This is a genomic window from Pelovirga sp. C15f (assembly GCF_057178085.1).
Genome location: NZ_JBXUCV010000007.1, coordinates 96,182 through 114,838 on the forward strand (window position 1 = coordinate 96,182; position 18,657 = coordinate 114,838).

Consider the following 18,657-nt stretch of genomic DNA (forward strand, 5'->3'; position numbering starts at 1 on the left):
TGACAAACAGTGCATTATGACGCGTTTTCACTTATCTGTCATGTGATTTCTTTAACCTGGCAAACGATCCAGAATATCTGTTATCATGCGCAGGTATGTCTTTACTCTCCCTTCCGCCGATACTCTAACGACGAGGTGCTCATGTCCGCACTAACCAGTTTACCCGCCTGGAAGTCCCTGCATCAGCATTTTGAAGCCATGGAAAACATCCATTTAGAGGCCCTGTTTGCAGATGATCCTGATCGTTGTCGGCGTTTTTCTTTTCACCTGGGTGGCACCCTGTTCGACTTTTCCAAGCACCGTATTACTAACAGAACCCTTGAATTGCTTCTTGATCTTGCCCAACAGTGTCACCTGAAAGATAAAATTCAGGGGATGTTCCGCGGTGATATCATCAATACTACTGAAAATCGCGCCGTGCTCCATACCGCCCTGCGCAATCGAAGTAACCACCCGGTAATCGTCGATGGCAAGGATGTCATGCCGGAGATCAATAAGGTGCTTTCCCAGATGCGCGCCTTCAGTGACCAGGTGCGTGGTGGTCAGTGGCGTGGTGCCACCGGCAAACCGATCTGCGATATTGTCAATATCGGCATTGGTGGCTCCGACCTCGGCCCTTTGATGGTGACCGAAGCACTGAAGCCTTATCGCCATGAGCGTCTCAAGGTCCATTTTGTTTCCAATGTCGACGCTACCCACCTGTGCGAAACCTTACGCGAGCTGAATCCTGAAACAACCCTGTTTCTTATTGCGTCTAAAACCTTTACGACCCAGGAAACCATGACCAATGCCCATTCGGCCCGCCGCTGGCTGGTCGAGAAACTTGGCGATGAAAGTGCCGTCGCCAGACATTTTGTCGCCATCTCGACCAATCGCGACAAGGTGTCTGAGTTCGGCATTGACCCTGCCAATATGTTTGTTTTCTGGGATTGGGTCGGTGGGCGCTATTCCCTCTGGTCAGCCATTGGCCTGCCTATCGCTTTATCTATCGGCATGAATAATTTTGTTGAGTTGCTCGCAGGCGCGCATCTGGCAGATGAGCACTTCAGCACCCGGCCCCTTGAAACAAATATTCCGGTGTTGATGGGGCTGATCGGCATCTGGTACAACAATTTTTTTGCTGCCGACTCCCTGGCGGTCCTCCCCTATGACCAATCTCTTCATCGTTTTACGGCCTACCTGCAGCAAGCTGATATGGAAAGCAACGGGAAATCCGTCACCTTAAGCGGTGAATCCGTCGATTATTCCACCGGGCCGATTATCTGGGGTGAGCCTGGAACCAACGGTCAGCATGCTTTCTATCAACTGATCCACCAGGGTACAAAACTGGTTCCCAGCGATTTTATTGCTGCGATTAAAAGCCATAACCCCCTGGGCGACCATCAGCAAATTTTGTTATCCAACTTTATTGCTCAACCTGAAGCTCTGATGCGCGGCAAAACGCACAATCAAGCCTTGCTGGAACTTGAAGCTGAGGGGCGCAGCGATGAGGAAATCAAGCGGCTCCTTCCCCACAAGGTGTTCCTCGGCAACCGTCCCAGCACAGCCATTCTGATGGATCAACTGACGCCCCGGACCCTGGGCAGCCTGATTGCGATTTACGAACATAAAATATTTACCCAAGGTGCAATCTGGAATCTTAATCCTTTTGATCAATGGGGGGTTGAACTGGGCAAACAACTGGCTAAATCGATATTACATGATTTAACTACAGCAGAACCGGCAACCAGTCATGACAGCTCAACAAATGCGTTAATCAACGCATGCAAAGCTTTAAAAAACTAGGCTTTCTGTTCAAATTAATTGTTTTTTCGATAAGAACAAATACCGAGATTAGTGAAAATTATTTTTTCTGCGGCGCGCACCTTGTTTTTTAAGCCGTTTGGTTGCACCGCCTTTTTTCTTCCGTCCTTCATCCCTGCTACTGCCCCGGGTCACCAAAGTGCTGAAATCAATACGCCGCCGAGCCGTATCGACCCGTTCCAATTTGACTTCCAGGGACATACCGACGCGAAACTGTTGACGGCTGCGCTCACCAGTCAATGCCATGGTCGTCGGATCATAATGGTAGAAGTCGTCGGTCAGGGTCCGTACATGCACCAGCCCTTCAATGAGGTTATCATCCAGCTCAACAAAAAATCCGAATTCCGTTACTGAAGAAACGACCCCGGTAAAGACTTCGCCCACCCGGTCTTCCATCAACTGGCAGCGACGCAAGTCCCCCAGATCACGTTCAGCCTCCATCGCCCTGCGTTCCCGGGTAGAACATTCATCCCCGAGACTTTCGAGCAACGCGATCCCCGGCGCACTGCTCTTGGCTGCACCCGCCAAGGCCTGCTTGAGAACCCGATGCACCAGCAGATCCGGGTAACGCCTGATGGGCGAAGTGAAGTGACAGTATTCTTCTGCCGCAAGGCCGAAATGTCCCTCGTTGTGGGGGGTATAAACCGCCTGCTGCAGGCTGCGCAACAACTGTTCGCTGATCAGTCGACCTTCCGGCTGATCAGCGACCTCGGTAAGCAATTGCTGCAATGACTGATGAAGATTCTTGCCCAGCACCAGGCCATGGCCACAGCTGGCGGCGATCTGCTGTAACTCTTCCAGTTTGGCTTCGTCCGGTACGCCATGAACGCGATAGAGAAATGGCCACTGGTTCGCTCCGAGATAATGAGCGACGGCTTCGTTAGCAGCCAGCATGAGCTCCTCGATCAGATGGTGGGCAATGTTTCGCTCGACCTTGACCAGTTCCAGCGGACGACCATCGTCATCAACCCGAATCTCCACTTCGGGCAGATCCAGATTCAAACTGCCGCGCCGAAAACGCGTCCGGGTCAGAATCTTTGCCAGTCCCGCCATCTGTTGTAATGATTTCTGAATAGTGACCGGCATCGTCTCGCAGTCCCCGTCTTCAAGACAGGCAGCAACCTGGGTATAGGTCAAGCGGGCGTGACTGTTCATCACCGCCGGGTAAAATGTTGACGCCAGGTTTTTACCCGCGGGACTGATCACCAGCTCGGCGGTCATAACCAGGCGATCGACCCCCGGATGGAGGGAACAGATGCCATTGCTTAAGACCTCCGGCAACATCGGCACAACAAAACCGGGAAAGTAAACGCTGGTCCCACGTTCACGAGCATCCACATCGATAGCTCCCGTGACCGGCACATAATGGGCGACATCGGCGATACAGACCCACAGGCGATAGCTGCCATCAGCCTGTTTCTCCGCGCATACCGCGTCATCAAAATCACGCGCCGTCTCGCCATCGATGGTCACCAGGGGTAACTGGCGCAGATCGCTGCGCCCAACCAGATCTTCGACCTCGACCTGACCAGGCACCTCGGCTACAGTAGCAAGGGTTTCAGCTGAAAAAACGTCCGGTATTTTTTTGCTGCGCAAGACCCTGATCACATCGGTATGGGGATCACCCGACCGCCCCAGGCACCCAACGATTTTTCCCCGCGCTGCGAGTCCCTGCTCGGCATACTGTTCAATCAGCACCTCAACCAGATCACCATCCCGGCATTTCTCTATCTGGTCAACCTGCACTGCCGGTCCGGCATGGTGATCTTGGGGTAGAACCAGGCCACCCCGATGGCTGAGCCGCAGCACCCCCACAACATGGGACCGGGCCCGCTCAAGGATCGCGCTGATGATCCCAAACGGTCTGCGATCATGGGAAGATCGCCGCACCTCAACCTGTACCCGATCACCATCCAGTGCTGAGCCCACATGCTGGGCCGGGATAAAGATATCCTCTCGACCGTCAACTTGAACGAAACCGTATTCCCGTTCGGTACGCTTGAAAATCCCCTCAACAGCCGACCTGTCCGGGTTCAAACGGTAAACACCGCGACGCTGTTCAAGCCTGCCGGTTGCCGCCATCTGATCAAGGACCCGGGTTAGCTCTTTGCGCTGGGCGCCGCGTAAATCCAGATGTTCCGCCAGCGTACGACGGTCAAGTTTTTTGCCCTCGGCCAGCAGGGCAAGAATACGCTCAGTAAGATCTTTCAAATGGGTACTCCTTATTTTGCCCCGGTGAAAATATCGGAATTCTGCGCTGGTGCAGGGGACGGCGTTTCCGCTACCGGAACAGGACACCCCGTCCCTACTGACGATTCCAGAAAAAAAATCTGGATCCTGCAACTGCGTACAGGATCACACAAGCGCAAGTTAACAGAACTGAGCCCTGCTGTCATTCTGTGCAAAACAAAACGCAGTCGCAGAAGCCATTTCCCGTATAACACGAAGAACTTTATGTGTTCCCTGTCTTGTTTAACGGTTGTTTACCGTATTATTCAGTGATATTCTGAATCGCGCGGTATTAAGTGATTGACATTTTAAATATTACCCCTTATGTTCTGTTTCAGAGCTTTTAGGAATTAATCCTAGAAAGGAGTCAACTATGAGTGAGGCCCAGGGAGCCGGATGTACCCGGCCAGCCGCAGGTGGCGCCGTTCCTGCTGAAACAGCTGTCAGTAACGAACCCGTGGCACCGCAAACTGCCAAAAAGGAGCAAAAAATGATTCATGTGGGTGAAAAGGCGCCGGATTTTGTTGCACCGGCCTACCATCAGGGAAAATTTGTTGATCAGATAAAGCTTTCAGACTATGCCGGGAAGTGGGTATTGCTGTGTTTCTACCCTGGTGATTTCACTTTTGTCTGAGCGACCGAGATCTCGGCAGTTGCCGGGAAATACGCAGAATTTCAAAAACTCGGGGCAGAGATCCTCTCTGTCAGCATTGACAGTATGTTTACCCACAAAATCTGGTGCGATCAGGAATTAGGCAAAATGGTTGAAGGGAGCGTTCCCTTCCCCATGCTCTCTGATGCTGGTGGCGATATCGGCAAACTCTATGGTGTGTACAACGAAAACGCCAAGGTCGAAAATCGTGGACGCTTCATCATTGACCCGGATGGCATCATCCAGGGATACGAAGTGCTGACCCCACCGGTTGGCCGCAACGTTAACGAAACCCTGCGCCAGCTGCAGGCCTTCCAACACGTCCGCAAGACCGGCGGTGCCGAGGCCACCCCTTCCGGCTGGCGGCCCGGCAAACCCACCCTCAAACCTGGGATTGATCTGGTCGGCAACGTCTGGAAAGAGTGGAAAATCAGCATGGCTGACGATTAATCAGCCCGCTGCTATTATCCTTTGACACACCTGCAGCCCTGCCTTACTTTAAAAGGCGGGGCTGCTTTATTTTATCCGGAGACCTGATGCTCACCTTATTGGCGTTGGCAATTCTTATCTTTCATCTGCTGATCGCCCGTGAACTTGTGTTCGCAGCCCGTCATCTAATCCATCTGGATCAGGTCAGCTCCACGGTGCCGCAGCCGCTCCCCTCCCTGTCGATCATCGTTGCCGCCCGCAATGAAGAAAAATTTATGGAAGCGGCGTTGTCGTCCCTGCTCCAGATTGAGTACCCTGAGCTGGAAGTGATTGTCATCAATGACCGCTCTACTGATGGCACTGGCGACATCCTTGCCCGACTGGCGGCAAACCATGCCCGACTCAAAGGACTGACCATTGATCTGTTACCCTCAGGCTGGCTCGGGAAAAACCATGCTCTCTGGCAGGGCAGCCGGATTGCCACAGGAGAACTGCTGCTTTTTACCGATGCTGACATCGTTATGGCACCGCAGACCCTCCAAAAAGCTGTCAGCCTGATGCAACAACAAAGGATTGATCATCTTGCCGTCAGTCCTGATCTGAAAATGCCCGGAATGCTGCTCAGCCTGATGGCTTCCTGCTTTGGTTTCTTTTATGGTCTTTATACCCGTCCCTGGCGGGTGGCTGATCCCCGTAACCGACATCACGTCGGCGTTGGCGCCTTTAACCTTGTACGTGCTGCGGTTTATCACCAGGTCGATGGGCATCGTCGCATCCGCTTACGCCCGGATGATGATCTGAAACTTGGTAAAATCATCAAAAATGATGGTTTTCGCCAGCAATTTGCCTCTGGTCGTAACCTGATTGAAGTACAGTGGTACAGCAGCGTCAAAGAGATGATCGTTGGTCTGGAGAAAAATCTCTTTGCCGGCAACGATTACCGGATTACCACCACCCTTGGTGGCCTGGTGGCAGCGTTGAGCTTGTTCGTTTACCCTTATATGGCCCTGGTACTAACCAACGGCATGGCCCGGCTGGTGCCCCTGGCGAGTGTGAGGATACTCAGTCTGCTATTATTGGTCAGTGCCCAGCGTTTCAATACCACCTATTGGCAACTGGTCGGATTCCCGGTTGCGGTCATTCTGCTGTGTGCGATCTCGCTGCGGACAATGGTGCTCAATCTGTTACAGGGCGGAATTTATTGGCGCGGGACATTTTATCCGCTGGCAGCATTGCGCAACAATCGCGTCTGACTGGAATCACGTCTATGACCGGGGTACTCCTGCTGATAATCGTCGCTTTTTTCACCTCGACCTTGACGGCGGTGGTCGGTCTCGGTGGCGGCCTGTTACTGCTGGCGGTGATGGCAATGATTCTCCCCCCCATCGCGGTGATACCGGTTCATGGCGTGGTCCAACTTTGCAGCAACCTGACCCGCGCCTGGTTCGGTCGCAGTGAGCTGGTCTTCAGCTTGCTCATCCCCTTTGTTTGTGGCGTGGTGCTTGGTGGTATCTGCGGACTGCCGGTGTTGCAATCTTTTCCGGCGACGGCTCTTCCCCTCCCTCTGGGGTTATTTATCCTGTTACTGACCTGGCTACCTCAAGGACCGGTACAGCTTAAACTGCCGGGTAAATTTTTTACCCTGGGGTTGGTCAACGGATTCATCACTCTGTTTGTCGGCGCTACCGGGCCCCTGAATATGCCGGTTTTACTACGACACGGACTCACCGGTAACCAGGCCGTAGCTACCATGGCTGCGCTGATGACAACAGTCCATCTGGTCAAAATCGCCATCTTTGGACTGATCGGTTTTGCCTTCGCAAGCTATCTCCCCCTGATTGCCGGTATGGTGCTATCGGTTACCGCCGGCTCCTGGTTCGGTACCCGAATACGCCACCGCACCCGCGAAGATTTGCTGCGCTGGACGATTAAATTGTTGCTGACGATCCTCGCAATCAGGATGATCTGGATAGCGCTGGGAACAGGCGATTTTTGAACGAATAGTCCTTTGAGGCGTTAATGCGGTTTTCGGGTCCGGCCACTCCAGCCTTGATTCATTTCAGCAACAGGCGCAACGGACGATCTCCACCAATCTCTACCTTGCCACTCAGATACACCAGTCCCGGCACCAGCAAGCCCCAGATAACAGCCAGCACCGCTATCGACCATGGCAATGACACACCGAACTCAGCGGCCCCGAGGCGCCCTCCGGCAATATAGGCAGCTGGACCAGCCATAGCACCCAGCAGCGCTGCAAGCCACAGGCGATTTTTTAACCAGCCCAGGCTGTGATTAAACACGGTGGCCAGGCCCATCCAGATACATGCCAACCACAAAGGGATTGGAAAGTGATCTTCGGCAAAGATAAAAAACCCGGACAAGCGCAGGGCACCATCAACCAGAATACCGATGAGCAGCACCAGAAGGACCAGAATAATATCGGTTTTCGGTATCGGAGTGAGAGAAAAGTGTAAAATGATCAGCACCATCGCCAACCATACCAGCGAATTTCCGCCCATCACCGCAACGAACCAGATCAGCTGGTAAATGGCAATGTTCAGCAGCGGATTCATGATCTGGAGAGAGGCTTAAGATGGGCTGGGCGGGTTGCGGTCAATTGCACAACACTGATGCTCCTTTCGCGAAATCCACCCTCACAATAACAGAAATAATACTTCCATAGGCGCTTGAAGCGTTCATCATACCCCTTATGTTCAATTTTCTTATAATTTGCTGTAAATCGATCAAACCAATCTTTTAAGGTTCTGGCATAGTCCAGACCGAAATCCTCGATACCACGCACAACCATGTCGGTTTTTTCGCTCACCAGCTTCAACAAATGCTGATTGGAGAGCAGACAGCCGCCGGGGAAAACATGCTCCTGAATAAAATCGACACCGGTCAGATAACGCTGATAGAGCTGATCCTGGATGGTGATTGCCTGCAGCAGCATCACCCCGTCTGGCGTTAACAGACGTGCGCATTGCTCAAAAAAATGCGGCAGGTAGCGGTGCCCGACAGCTTCAATCATCTCGATACTGACCAGCTTGTCGTACGTACCTTCCAGATCGCGGTAGTCTTTTTTCAACAAGGTGATCCGATTCTCCAGGCCGGCAGCAGCAATTCTGCGGGCGGCCTCTGCGTGCTGGGCATCGGAAATTGTGGTGGTGGTGACATGACAACCGTAATGGGTTGCAGCATGGATGGCAAAACCTCCCCAGCCACTTCCGATTTCAATCACCCGATCTTCAGGACGCAGATCAAGGCGTCGGCAGATGTGGTCAAGTTTGTAAACCGCGGCTTCATCGAGACTGCTCTCGGCGGTGGGATAGATTGCCGCAGAGTACATCATGGTCGGATCGAGAAAGCTCTCGTACATACTGTTACCAAGGTCATAATGGGCGAGAATATTCTTTTTGGAGCCGGAACGATTGTTGCTCCGCAGCAGATGTTTCACCCGTTGCCAGGGGCGGGTCAACCAGGCCCAGCGCTCTTCCAACCGTTCGAGGAGCTTGCTGTTGCGGGCGACAATACGCACCAGGGTCGTCAAACAATCTGCGTCCCAGTCACCGTCAACATAGGCCTCCCCGGCACCAATCGACCCACCGAATACTACTTTGGGATAAAAGGCCGGATTATTGACGCGAATCTGTGCATGGAAATCTGTTTCCTGGCCAAAGATGATCTGCTGATCCCCTTCGATCAGGGTAATCTGGCCATACTGTAGATGCTGCAACAGACGCTGCAGTAATGAGCGTGACCATGCCTGGACCTTGGTGGCGGTACTGTTCCGGCCAACCACAAAGCGAGAATTAAGGGTAGATGAGATCATGGCAACTCCTTTTTATACGGAACGTAAGGAACTTTTTTCAGATACAATCTGAGCGCCTGCCAGTAGATCCCCGCCAGGGTCGACAGGGTCATTGCGGGCTTGCGGAGCAACTGTTGGCGCACCGACGACAGGGTCAGGGGCTCGCGCTTCAGGTTGATCAGCGCCCGGAACAGATGGCCGCGCTCATCATCAACATCGATAACAATCCGTACCTGCTCCAGCGGTGGTTCAATCTGCCAGCGGTAATGTTGATTGATCGGATTGAAGGGAGACACATGAAACTGTTTGGGGTTGTCGCGTTGACTCTGTCCCGACTCCAGCAGATGGGCGTAATGATGACGCTGATTCCACGGGGTATTGGAGACTTCAGCAAGCATGTGGGTACAATTACCCTCGCGATCATAGCCGAAGTAAAAATTCACCGGGCTGAAATACAATCCCAAGGTGCGCAGATTGAGCAGAGCGCAGACGGTTCCATCAACCGGCATACCGGTCAATTCCAGCAGTCTGCGTTTAACCGACAGATGCAACGGCTCGTTCGCCGGCCCCAGATAATCAGAACGTAAAAAACGGCTTAAGGCAAAGCGTTTTACCGAAAACCAGCGTCCCAGGTCAGGCAGATCATCGACCTCTTCGAGGTCGAGAAACCACATGAAAAACGGGTAGGAAAAATTGTGATGGCGAGGGATAAAGCGCTGATGCGCTACCTTCCCGAGATATAGAGCCGAGGTCATGGTGACACCCCCAGGGCAGCACAGACACGCACAGCGCTCTGGACGCCGTCTTCATGGAAACCGTTATGCCACCAGGCTCCGCAATAGTGAATGCGATCGGTTCCTGAAATCCTCGACCACTGCTGTTGCGCACTGATCGCCTCCAGATCAAAGATCGGGTGGTCGTACTGGTAACGACCGATGACTGCCGCCGCTGGAATTTCTTCATTCAGGGTCACCAGGTAGTCATGTTGTTTATCAAGACACTGGAGCCGGTTCATGTAATAGGTCACGGTTGAACGTCCCTGCCCCGGCTGGCGCAAATGGTAATTCCAGCTTGCCCGGGCACGCGGTTTTTGTGGTAACCAGCGCTGGTCGGTGTGCAGAATCACATCATTGGTGGTAAAACGAAAGGCGCCGAGGATCCGGTGCTCATCCGCTGTCGCTTCAGTGAGCATCCGTAGCGCCTGATCCCCATGACAGGCGAGCACAACCTCATCGTAGTCATTGTCGTGATCTGCGGTTACCACCCTCACCCTATCAGCCTGCCGTATGATCGATTCAACCCTGGTGCCCAGATGGATCCTCTCTTTAAAGGGTGCGCTCAAGGGTTCAATGTAACGGCTCGAGCCCCCCTTGATGCTGTACCACTGGGGGCGGTCAACCAGATTAAGCAGTCCGTGGTTTTCAAAAAAACGCACAAAAAACACCAGGGGGAATTTCCGTGTCTGCTCCAGATCCGCTGACCAGATCGCCGAGATCATCGGCAACAGGTAATTATCGATAAACAGGGCACCGTAACTCTGATGATCGAGAAAGGTCCCCAGGGTTGTACCTGCCGGCGATTCAATGGCGGCCTTGCGAACCTGGCGATTAAAACGCACAATATCCGCCAGCATACGCCAGAAACCGACATTCACCAGGTTGCTCCGCTGAGCAAACAAACTGCTGAGATTGTTGCCGTTATACTCCAGACCGAGGGCCGGGTTGGTGACCGAAAAACTCATCTCGGTGGGCTGGTAGTCAACCCCCAGTTCGTTGATCAAACGGATGAAACCCGGGTAGGTACGATCATTAAAAACAATAAAACCGGTATCGATGGCACTTTGTTCCCCCTGCCATTCAACCTCGACTGTGTGGGTATGCCCACCGAGACGATTATCCGCTTCAAACAGGGACACCTGGTACTTGCGACTTAAATAATAGGCCGCGGTTAGTCCGGCGATTCCGGAACCGACGACAGCGATACGTTTCATGATTTGATCATCTTTCGAGCAAGAAACAGCCACACCGAGCGCGGCAACAGAGATAGCAGCTTCATCGTACCGGTAAACCTTTTAGGAAAATGAATCTCCTTTTTACCGCTAGCGATTCCCTTGCGGATGGCGCGACTGGCCTGCTCGACTGTGACCAGACAGGGCATGGGAAAGTCGTTACGATCGGTCAGGGGAGTTTTGACAAAACCAGGGGCGACATGACTGACGAAAATCCCTTCTGCGGCCAGACCGATGCGCAGAGTATCGAGCATATAAGCCACCGCCGCCTTGGACGCGCCGTAAGCTTCAGCGCGCGGCAGGGGCAGAAAGGCGGCGGAGGAACCGATTCCGACCAGATGGGGATTCCTGCCTTTACGCAGCGCCGGTAATACCCCTTCGATAGAGTTTGCCAGCGATTCCACATTGGCGCGCATCACTCGCGCCACCAGGGCACTATCAAAAACGGGGAGATCGATATATTCGCAGTTGCCGGCTGATAGAATCGCCAGATCAAGATTGTCGAGCCCGGCAAACCAGGACAAAGTCGCTTCGCGGTTCTCCAGATCAACCTGACCGGTATGAATCCCTTGTTTTTCCAGCTCGGACAGTGCCGTGGCCGAACGGCCCACAGCCCAGACCTCATGGCCCGCAGCCTGGTAATCCAGGGCCAGTTGCCTGCCGATACCCGAGGTTGCTCCGGTAATCAGAATGTTCATGCTGCAAACCTCCTTTTAACCGCCCGCACCAGGGGACCCAGCAAGGGCAGCTGCTCGTAGAGCAATATGCCCAGATCAAAATAGTCGCGGTGCTCATCAACGAGGCCATTTTCAGTAAAATGCAGGCAGCTGATACCCGGCACTTGTATCTCACTGCCGCGGTTCAATCGTGGGTGCCGCAAACGCATAACCCACTGCACAAACACCTGATCATTGCTGATCCTTGGCGAGGAAAAATCGAAAGTAATCTGCTCGACATTGGCGTACAGCTCAGCAAAATACTCACGCAGAGCCGACAGACCATTGAGGCTGTGGGCCGGATCACTGAAACGGACATCATCACTGTAGATTTCACCGAGCAGCTCCAGGTTATTGCGGTTCAGTCGCTGGTAAGTATTAAAAAAAGTTTCCAGTGCCGGTTCCAAGGTCATTATTATTCTCCCTCTGCAGCCAGAGAAGTCAGCAATCGCCTGCGCAAACCAACATCCAGAGGCTGCTCCGCGTCCAGCCAGATACCGGCATAAAGAATAGCAAACTCCGGGGATAAAACACTGACGAGGATCTCATTATTGAGAATCAGCTGGGTCAACTGACTGGCAGCATCATAGCAGAGCCGATAACGATCCCCTTTTGTTACATCGCGATAAGCCTGATGGAGCTGGTCAATCTGCGGCCGATAGCTTGCAAGCTCGCCTTGCGAATATTGCCGCGACAGGATTTCTTCAGCGGCGGTGATAAAATTCTCAGCGGTCAGGTCAACACTGTAAGTCAGTCGCAGACAAAAAGAACGCTGGGCGCGCAACACATCCGTCAGCCCGGCATCCGCCGGGGCCAGCAGCTCAGCGTCGTAAACCCGGATAAAACCCATGTAGCGGACATTGCCTTCGCCCCGAACTATCAGTCCGTCCGCAGGATCAGCAAGAACATCCGCTGCCGGCACCAGCAGTAATAGCAACACCAGCAGCAAGTTTTTATCAAAGATCGGCAGCATTTTCAGTCCCTTGGGGGTCAACAGATTGAAAAGCAATCGTCACCTGTGCCAGTTCAAATCCAAACTTGGACATGGTAGCGCGGTTCAGCAGCACCCCGTCGGGCTGCAAAAACATCCAGTCATCAAAACGCACCTTCCAGGTTGAACCGCGCGCCTCAAGATTCAGCACATAATTCCAGTTGAGGGCATTGCCATAAACTGCGCCCTCGGCGGCACCGACAACGTCCGCTGCCCGGCCACGAAAATCGTTGGGACCGGTCCTCTCGATGGTCCAGATTCGCTCACTGTGCTCGCCATCACTCCAGACAAACTGCTCATCCAGCACCAGCTCGCCGGCAGCGTTAAGATAGCCGTTGATATCAACAACAAACTGACGCAGCAGCTCCCCCTTGCGATCCTGGACTATGCCCCAGCCACGGGTCTCACCGATAAAGTAGTCAAACAGGTCGAATTCCGGTTGTTGCCCGGCATAACGTTTGACATCAACCGCTGAGCAACCGGCAGCCAGGAGCCACAACGCCAGTACGACGCTAATAAATGCGAACCATCTCTTCTTCATCGACCACTTCCCCTTGTTCGTTGACAGCAAACCAACACCAGACATGGCCCGTTAAAAAACTCAAAAGTGGCCATGATCCGGCTTCCAACCTGAACAACTTGATAACTTAACTGGTAATATATATTGAAGATATTTTTTTGTCTAGGACAAATTTTTATATAGTTGATTATTATTGTTTTTATTGTATAATTTGAAAAATTTTTCCGGTAAAAAATTACAATTGAGATCATTGCAGCGTTCATCTCAAGGGGTAATCTGGACTGAAATAGTAGAACTATGATTCAATAAAGCCTATTAAGGTAATTTGCTCAGCCACTGCCGGGGAACCTTCAACGGACTCAGGCAAGCCAACAGGTGACGCCATGATGTACGACAATGACGCCTCACGCAGATACCGAAAGGAAGCAGAAGCTAAAGTCAGAGAAGTCATGCAGCGCACTGTTGCGACTGATCAGGAACACACTGAACACGAACTGCGCATCTACCAGGTCGAGCTCGAAATGCAGAACCTGGAGTTACGTGAAATCCAGCAACGTTTGCAACAATCCCTTGACCACATCAGTTGCCTGTACCACCAATCACCCGTAGGTTTTGTTACCATCGACAACAAAGGGCGTGTTCTGGATTTGAACGAATCCTTTGCAACCATGCTGGGAATTCCGGCACAGGATGCCCAGCGGCGCTTTCTGGCGGAGTTCTGTACCAATGATAGTGCCGGCATTCTGCGCCAACGCCTCCCGGCCCTGTTTAATAAACCTGAAAACAAGATCGTGAACCTTTCCCTGAAACAGGCTGCCGGCTCAACCCTGGAGGTTGAACTGCAGGCACGCAAGCTGCCGAACACTGAACACCTGGCCTGCACAATGCTCGATCGTACCCAGCGGAAAAAAGCCGAAGATGCCCTCCTTGAAAAAACGGCAGAACTGGAAAAAGCCAACGTCGCCCTTGAACAAATGGCAACGGTTTTTATTCACGCCCGAGAAGGGGTTGTGATTACTGATCCTCAAGGGACAATCCTGGATGTTAATCAGGCTTTCTGCCGCATCACAGGGTACGAGCGCGAGGAAGTTATCGGCCAGAATACTCGCCTGCTGAAATCTGGAGAGCACGGTCCCGAGTTTTACGCCCTCATGTGGCGCTCACTCATTGAGAAAGGATACTGGAGCGGTGAAATATTAAACCGCAAGAAAAACGGCCACATTGTCCCTGTGGTTCTGACTCTCAGCAATGTACATGACGGTGGCGGCAAGACCCGCCATTATGTAGCTCTGCACACCGATATCAGTGCCCTTAAAGAACACCAGAAACAACTGGAGATGTTGGCGCACTACGATCCCCTGACCGGGCTCCCTAATCGCAAACTCTTTGACGACCGCCTCCAGCAGGCGATTGCTCACTGTAAACGCCACGGTCAGTATCTGGCTGTTGTCTACGTTGATCTTGACGGATTTAAATCCATCAACGACAACTTTGGTCACGCTGCCGGAGATCATCTGCTCAAGACCATTGCCGCAACGATGAAAAAGTCCCTGCGCGCCAGCGATACCATCGCCCGCTTTGGTGGCGACGAGTTCGTTGTCATTCTCGATGATCTGGACGATACCCACTCCAGCACCCCTTATATCAAGCGCCTGCTCGCCGCCGCCGCCCAGCCGGTTGACTTTCAAGGACAAACCCTCCAGGTATCAAGCAGTATTGGTGTTGCTTTTTTTTCCAGCTCAGACACCCTGGCTGCGGATCAATTGCTGCGCCGGGCCGACCAATCCATGTATCGCGCCAAACTATCCGGGAAGAACTGCTGGCATCTCTATGATGCCGGGCTGGATCGGGCACTGAGTGATCATCACGAATACCTGGCTGAAATCGACCAGGGTCTTAAGAACCTGGAGTTTGTGCTTTACTATCAACCGAAAGTCAATATGCGCACCGGCGACGTGGTTGGAGTGGAAGCCCTGATTCGCTGGCAACACCCACAACGAGGGTTGCTGTTGCCTTCGCTCTTTCTGTCATCGATTGAACATGAACCCCTGGGAGTCACCCTGGGGGAGTGGGTCATCGATACGGCACTGCGCCAGATAGCAATCTGGAACCAGCAGGGACACCCCTTACCTGTCAGTGTTAATATTACTTCCTATCATTTCCAGCAGCCGGATTTTATCACCAGGCTCAAAAAGCTCCTGAACGCCCATCCTGAGGTTGCACCCGGCAGTTTGAGCTTGGAAATCCTGGAAACCGCCGAACTGTCAAACATGGCTGAAGTTGCCGACACCATCAACAGCTGCGGCAGGATGGGCATTGATGTCGCTTTGGATGATTTTGGGACCGGCTATTCCTCTCTCACCTATCTGCGCTGCCTGCCGGCACAGACCTTAAAAATTGATCAAAGCTTCATTCATGACATGGCCGACAATCCCGAAGATCAGGCGCTATTACAGGGAATTATTGCTCTGGCTGCAGCCTTTCGGCGTAACGTTATTGCCGAAGGGGTTGAAACCGCAGTACAGGGCAATATGCTGCTTGATCTGGTCTGTGACCTGGCCCAGGGGACAGCAATTGCCGCACCCATGCCCGCTAAAGACATCCCTGTCTGGCTGGCAAACTGGCAACCGCTGAGCAGCTGGTACCAGCGCCCGCCATCCGCCGACAGCAGCAATCACTGAATTTCAACTGCCACGGACCTTACGACCCGCGAGAACCTGCTGGTGGAACAAACGAAATACCAGCTGGCCGGAAAAATGACTGGCTCAAAAACTCGCCTTCGACTAGAATTAAAAATTCTTTTTAAAGGCCTGTTATCTGGGATGACTGGTCGGGTCAGCAATGTGGCCGCCCTAGAGGGAAGCAACCATGTCCAAAAAACAATCGGAAACAACGAATGAACCTCTTTACATTGTCGGTCTGGGGGCTTCAGCCGGCGGACTGGAAGCGATTGAGGCAGTGGTTCGCAATCTTCCTGCTGATACCGGCATGGGCTTTGTTATCGTTCAGCATCTGTCTCCCGACTACAAAAGCCTGATGGTAGAAATCCTGTCAAAAAAAACCGTCATGCCCGTCCATCAGGCCGAGGACGGCATGACCGTTCAGCCCAATGCCATCTATCTGATCCCGCCCAAGATGGATATGAAAATCTATCAGGGCAAATTAACCCTGATGGAAAAAGATCCGGCCCAGCGCGGCATGAACTACCCCATCGACCTCTTTTTAAAGGCCCTGGCACAGGATCAGGGGCGCAAGGCGATTGGTGTTATTCTCTCCGGCACCGGCAGTGACGGCACCCGCGGCTTGCGCGCCATCAAGGAGGTCGCCGGACTGACCATTGTCCAGGATCCCGAAACCGCCGGCTTTGACGGCATGCCGCGCAGCGCCATCTCCGCCCGCCTGCAGGACTTCACCCTGCCCCCCGAGCAGATTCCGGCGCAACTGGTAAGCTACGCCAACCATCCGATTAAAACCACCACCCTGGAGCAGAACCCCCTGTTGCATAACGAGGATGCCTTAAGCCGGCTTTTTCAAATGCTGCGTGAACGCCAGGGGGTTGATTTCAGCCTCTACAAACCCTCAACAGTTGTCCGCCGGATCGAACGCCGGATTACCATCAACCACATTGACAGCATTGAGGATTATCTGCGTTATTGTCAGCGCTACCCGTCTGAAATTGAGCAGCTGTTTAAAGAAATGCTGATCGGTGTTACCAGCTTTATGAGGGATCCGGAAGCCTATCAGCTGTTGCGCGAGGGATATCTCCCTGACCTGTTGCAACGCCACGAAGAACAGGAAGTGCGCATCTGGACCGCCGGCTGTTCCACCGGCGAAGAGGCCTACAGTCTGGCGATTATAGTCAATGAGATCCTCCTGCAGCTTCAGATCGACAAAGAGATCAAGATCTTCGCTACCGATCTCGACCGGGACGCCATCCAGATTGCCAGCATCGGTCTCTACCCCGAGGCAGTAATTAACGATCTGCCGCGTGATCTGCTGGAAAAGTATTTTGTCATGACCGACAAGGGCTATCAGGTCATCCGCCCGCTGCGTGAACAGATCGTTTTTGCCCAGCACAACCTGCTCAAGGATCCACCTTTTACCAAGATTGACCTGGTCAGCTGCCGCAATCTGCTCATCTATTTTCAGCAAAGCAGTCAGCTGAAAGTTCTTGACCTCTTCAATTTTTCCCTGGTGCCGCAGGGACTGCTGTTTCTCGGCAGCAGCGAAACCGTCGGGGATGCCGACACCTTTTTCGAAACCCTTGATAAAAAATGGAAAATTCTGCGTTCACGGGGCTTAAAACGTCTGCCGGATCATCACCACCGCCACGCGGAACTTTTTGATCTGAATCGGCGCATGAGTGTACAGGGATTCAAGCCGGGCATGGGCGGGGGCATGCGTGATTACCTTTATGATCGCCTTCTGGAACGCTTCCTCAATGTCATCGCCGAGCACTACATCCCCTTTGCCATGCTGGTCAACAGTACCAACGATCTGCTCCATGTTATTGGTGATTCGCAGCGCTTTCTGCGCATTCCATCCGGCAAGATACAGGCTGACATCAGCCGCCTGTTGATCCGGGAGCTCTCCATCCCGGTTACCACCGGCATTCAGAAGGTGTTGCGCGAAAAAAAGGAACTCAACTACAGCAATATCCGCCTGGATGATGGCAGTGCCCCGATCCGTGTAAAGATCTGCCCGGTCGCCAGCAAAGCCGGCATGGAATCACTGGTCGCCGTATTCATCGAGGACGATATCAGCCATCATGGCGGCACTGAGCGCAACGACTACAATGTCGGCACAGCAACAGCAGAGCGAATTATCGATCTCGAGCATGAGCTGCAATTTTCCAAGGAGAGCCTGCAGGCCACGGTCGAAGAACTCGAAACCTCCAATGAGGAGTTGCAGGCCACCAACGAAGAATTGCTGTCGAGCAATGAGGAGTTACAAAGCACCAACGAGGAATTGCAGTCGGTCAACGAAGAACTCTATACCGTCAACGCCGAATATCAGAGTAAAATAACGGAACTAACCGAGGCCAACAACGATCTGGACAATCTCATCAGCATCATCAAAATGCCGACCATCTATCTCGATGAAAATCTCGAAGTGCGGCGCATCACCCCCGAAGCCTCCCAGATTTTCCGCATTATCGAGCAGGACATTGGGCGCCCGCTGATTGATATTACGCACAACCTTGTCGACGTGGATCTGGAAGTACTGATCAGCTCCTGTCGGGCGCCGGAGAAAGAATGCGCTCACCGCGTCCACGATAAGAACGGCAAGGAATATCTGCTACGCGTCATCCCCTACAAAATTGCTTCCAATGCCTACGCCGGTATTGTACTGACTTTTTTTGATCTGAGCCTGCTTGCACAAAGCAGCCAACCGCGCAAGGACTGAAGTCATGCCGGACTCAGTGGACCCTGTTTGTAATTGCGTCTGAAGGCCGAAAAATGCCTGCACCAGCTCGCCGACAACAACCGAAAGCTACC

At 52.9% G+C, this 18,657-nt stretch carries 15 protein-coding genes; 6 read left to right on the forward strand and 9 right to left on the reverse strand.

The features are described 5' to 3' along the window. Window positions 1-141: 141 nt before the first annotated feature. Window positions 142-1,785, forward strand: a complete 1,644-nt coding sequence (gene pgi, locus AC1931_RS13750; RefSeq protein ID WP_483877857.1) for a glucose-6-phosphate isomerase — start codon at window positions 142-144, stop codon at window positions 1,783-1,785. 48 nt (window positions 1,786-1,833) lie between these two features. Here the strand turns inward: pgi and rnr are convergent, their stop codons facing one another. Continuing rightward, the gene (rnr, locus tag AC1931_RS13755; protein WP_483877858.1) at window positions 1,834-4,014 is read right to left on the reverse strand and encodes a ribonuclease R; all 2,181 of its coding nucleotides are present in this window, start codon (window positions 4,012-4,014) and stop codon (window positions 1,834-1,836) included. A 508-nt stretch (window positions 4,015-4,522) separates the two neighbouring features. Between rnr and prxU the strand changes: the two genes are divergently transcribed. The 3 genes from prxU to AC1931_RS13770 all read left to right on the forward strand — a co-directional run bounded on the left by prxU (window position 4,523) and on the right by AC1931_RS13770 (window position 7,109). Next, a complete protein-coding gene (prxU, locus tag AC1931_RS13760) occupies window positions 4,523-5,134 on the forward strand; it encodes a thioredoxin-dependent peroxiredoxin (protein ID WP_483877879.1) in 612 nt (203 codons plus the stop codon). A gap of 86 nt (window positions 5,135-5,220) precedes the next feature. Further along, window positions 5,221-6,366: a glycosyltransferase family 2 protein gene (locus tag AC1931_RS13765; protein WP_483877859.1), complete on the forward strand. Its 1,146-nt coding sequence runs from the start codon at window positions 5,221-5,223 to the stop codon at window positions 6,364-6,366. A gap of 14 nt (window positions 6,367-6,380) precedes the next feature. Next, the gene (locus AC1931_RS13770) at window positions 6,381-7,109 is read left to right on the forward strand and encodes a TSUP family transporter (protein ID WP_483877860.1); all 729 of its coding nucleotides are present in this window, start codon (window positions 6,381-6,383) and stop codon (window positions 7,107-7,109) included. Between the two features lie 58 nt (window positions 7,110-7,167). Here AC1931_RS13770 and AC1931_RS13775 read toward each other — a convergent pair whose 3' ends face one another. The 8 genes from AC1931_RS13775 to AC1931_RS13810 are packed head-to-tail and all read right to left on the reverse strand — an operon-like array spanning window position 7,168 to window position 13,180. Further along, window positions 7,168-7,686, reverse strand: coding sequence for a DUF2878 domain-containing protein (locus AC1931_RS13775; RefSeq protein ID WP_483877861.1), 519 nt, complete (start codon window positions 7,684-7,686; stop codon window positions 7,168-7,170). After that, window positions 7,683-8,945 (reverse strand): class I SAM-dependent methyltransferase, encoded by a 1,263-nt coding sequence (locus AC1931_RS13780; RefSeq protein ID WP_483877862.1) that lies wholly within the window; start codon window positions 8,943-8,945, stop codon window positions 7,683-7,685. Before AC1931_RS13780 ends, AC1931_RS13775 begins: the two co-directional genes overlap by 4 nt. Continuing rightward, complete coding sequence (locus AC1931_RS13785; RefSeq protein ID WP_483877863.1) at window positions 8,942-9,679, reverse strand: DUF1365 domain-containing protein; 738 nt, start codon at window positions 9,677-9,679, stop codon at window positions 8,942-8,944. Before AC1931_RS13785 ends, AC1931_RS13780 begins: the two co-directional genes overlap by 4 nt. Beyond that, window positions 9,676-10,914 carry an NAD(P)/FAD-dependent oxidoreductase gene (locus AC1931_RS13790; protein WP_483877864.1) on the reverse strand — a complete coding sequence of 413 codons (1,239 nt, stop codon included), beginning with the start codon at window positions 10,912-10,914 and terminating at the stop codon, window positions 9,676-9,678. The genes AC1931_RS13785 and AC1931_RS13790 overlap by 4 nt, the downstream gene beginning before the upstream one ends. Continuing rightward, window positions 10,911-11,630, reverse strand: coding sequence for an SDR family NAD(P)-dependent oxidoreductase (locus AC1931_RS13795; RefSeq protein ID WP_483877865.1), 720 nt, complete (start codon window positions 11,628-11,630; stop codon window positions 10,911-10,913). The genes AC1931_RS13790 and AC1931_RS13795 overlap by 4 nt, the downstream gene beginning before the upstream one ends. Next, entirely contained in the window at window positions 11,627-12,061 is a 435-nt protein-coding gene (locus AC1931_RS13800; protein ID WP_483877866.1) for a nuclear transport factor 2 family protein, read from the reverse strand. The genes AC1931_RS13795 and AC1931_RS13800 overlap by 4 nt, the downstream gene beginning before the upstream one ends. Before the next feature lie 2 nt (window positions 12,062-12,063). Continuing rightward, entirely contained in the window at window positions 12,064-12,621 is a 558-nt protein-coding gene (locus AC1931_RS13805; protein WP_483877867.1) for a chalcone isomerase family protein, read from the reverse strand. Next, window positions 12,605-13,180 carry a DUF3833 domain-containing protein gene (locus AC1931_RS13810; protein ID WP_483877868.1) on the reverse strand — a complete coding sequence of 192 codons (576 nt, stop codon included), beginning with the start codon at window positions 13,178-13,180 and terminating at the stop codon, window positions 12,605-12,607. Before AC1931_RS13810 ends, AC1931_RS13805 begins: the two co-directional genes overlap by 17 nt. A gap of 362 nt (window positions 13,181-13,542) precedes the next feature. Between AC1931_RS13810 and AC1931_RS13815 the strand changes: the two genes are divergently transcribed. Next, the gene (locus tag AC1931_RS13815) at window positions 13,543-15,840 is read left to right on the forward strand and encodes a sensor domain-containing protein (RefSeq protein WP_483877869.1); all 2,298 of its coding nucleotides are present in this window, start codon (window positions 13,543-13,545) and stop codon (window positions 15,838-15,840) included. A gap of 187 nt (window positions 15,841-16,027) precedes the next feature. Continuing rightward, complete coding sequence (locus tag AC1931_RS13820) at window positions 16,028-18,565, forward strand: chemotaxis protein CheB (RefSeq protein ID WP_483877870.1); 2,538 nt, start codon at window positions 16,028-16,030, stop codon at window positions 18,563-18,565. Window positions 18,566-18,657 lie beyond the last annotated feature (92 nt).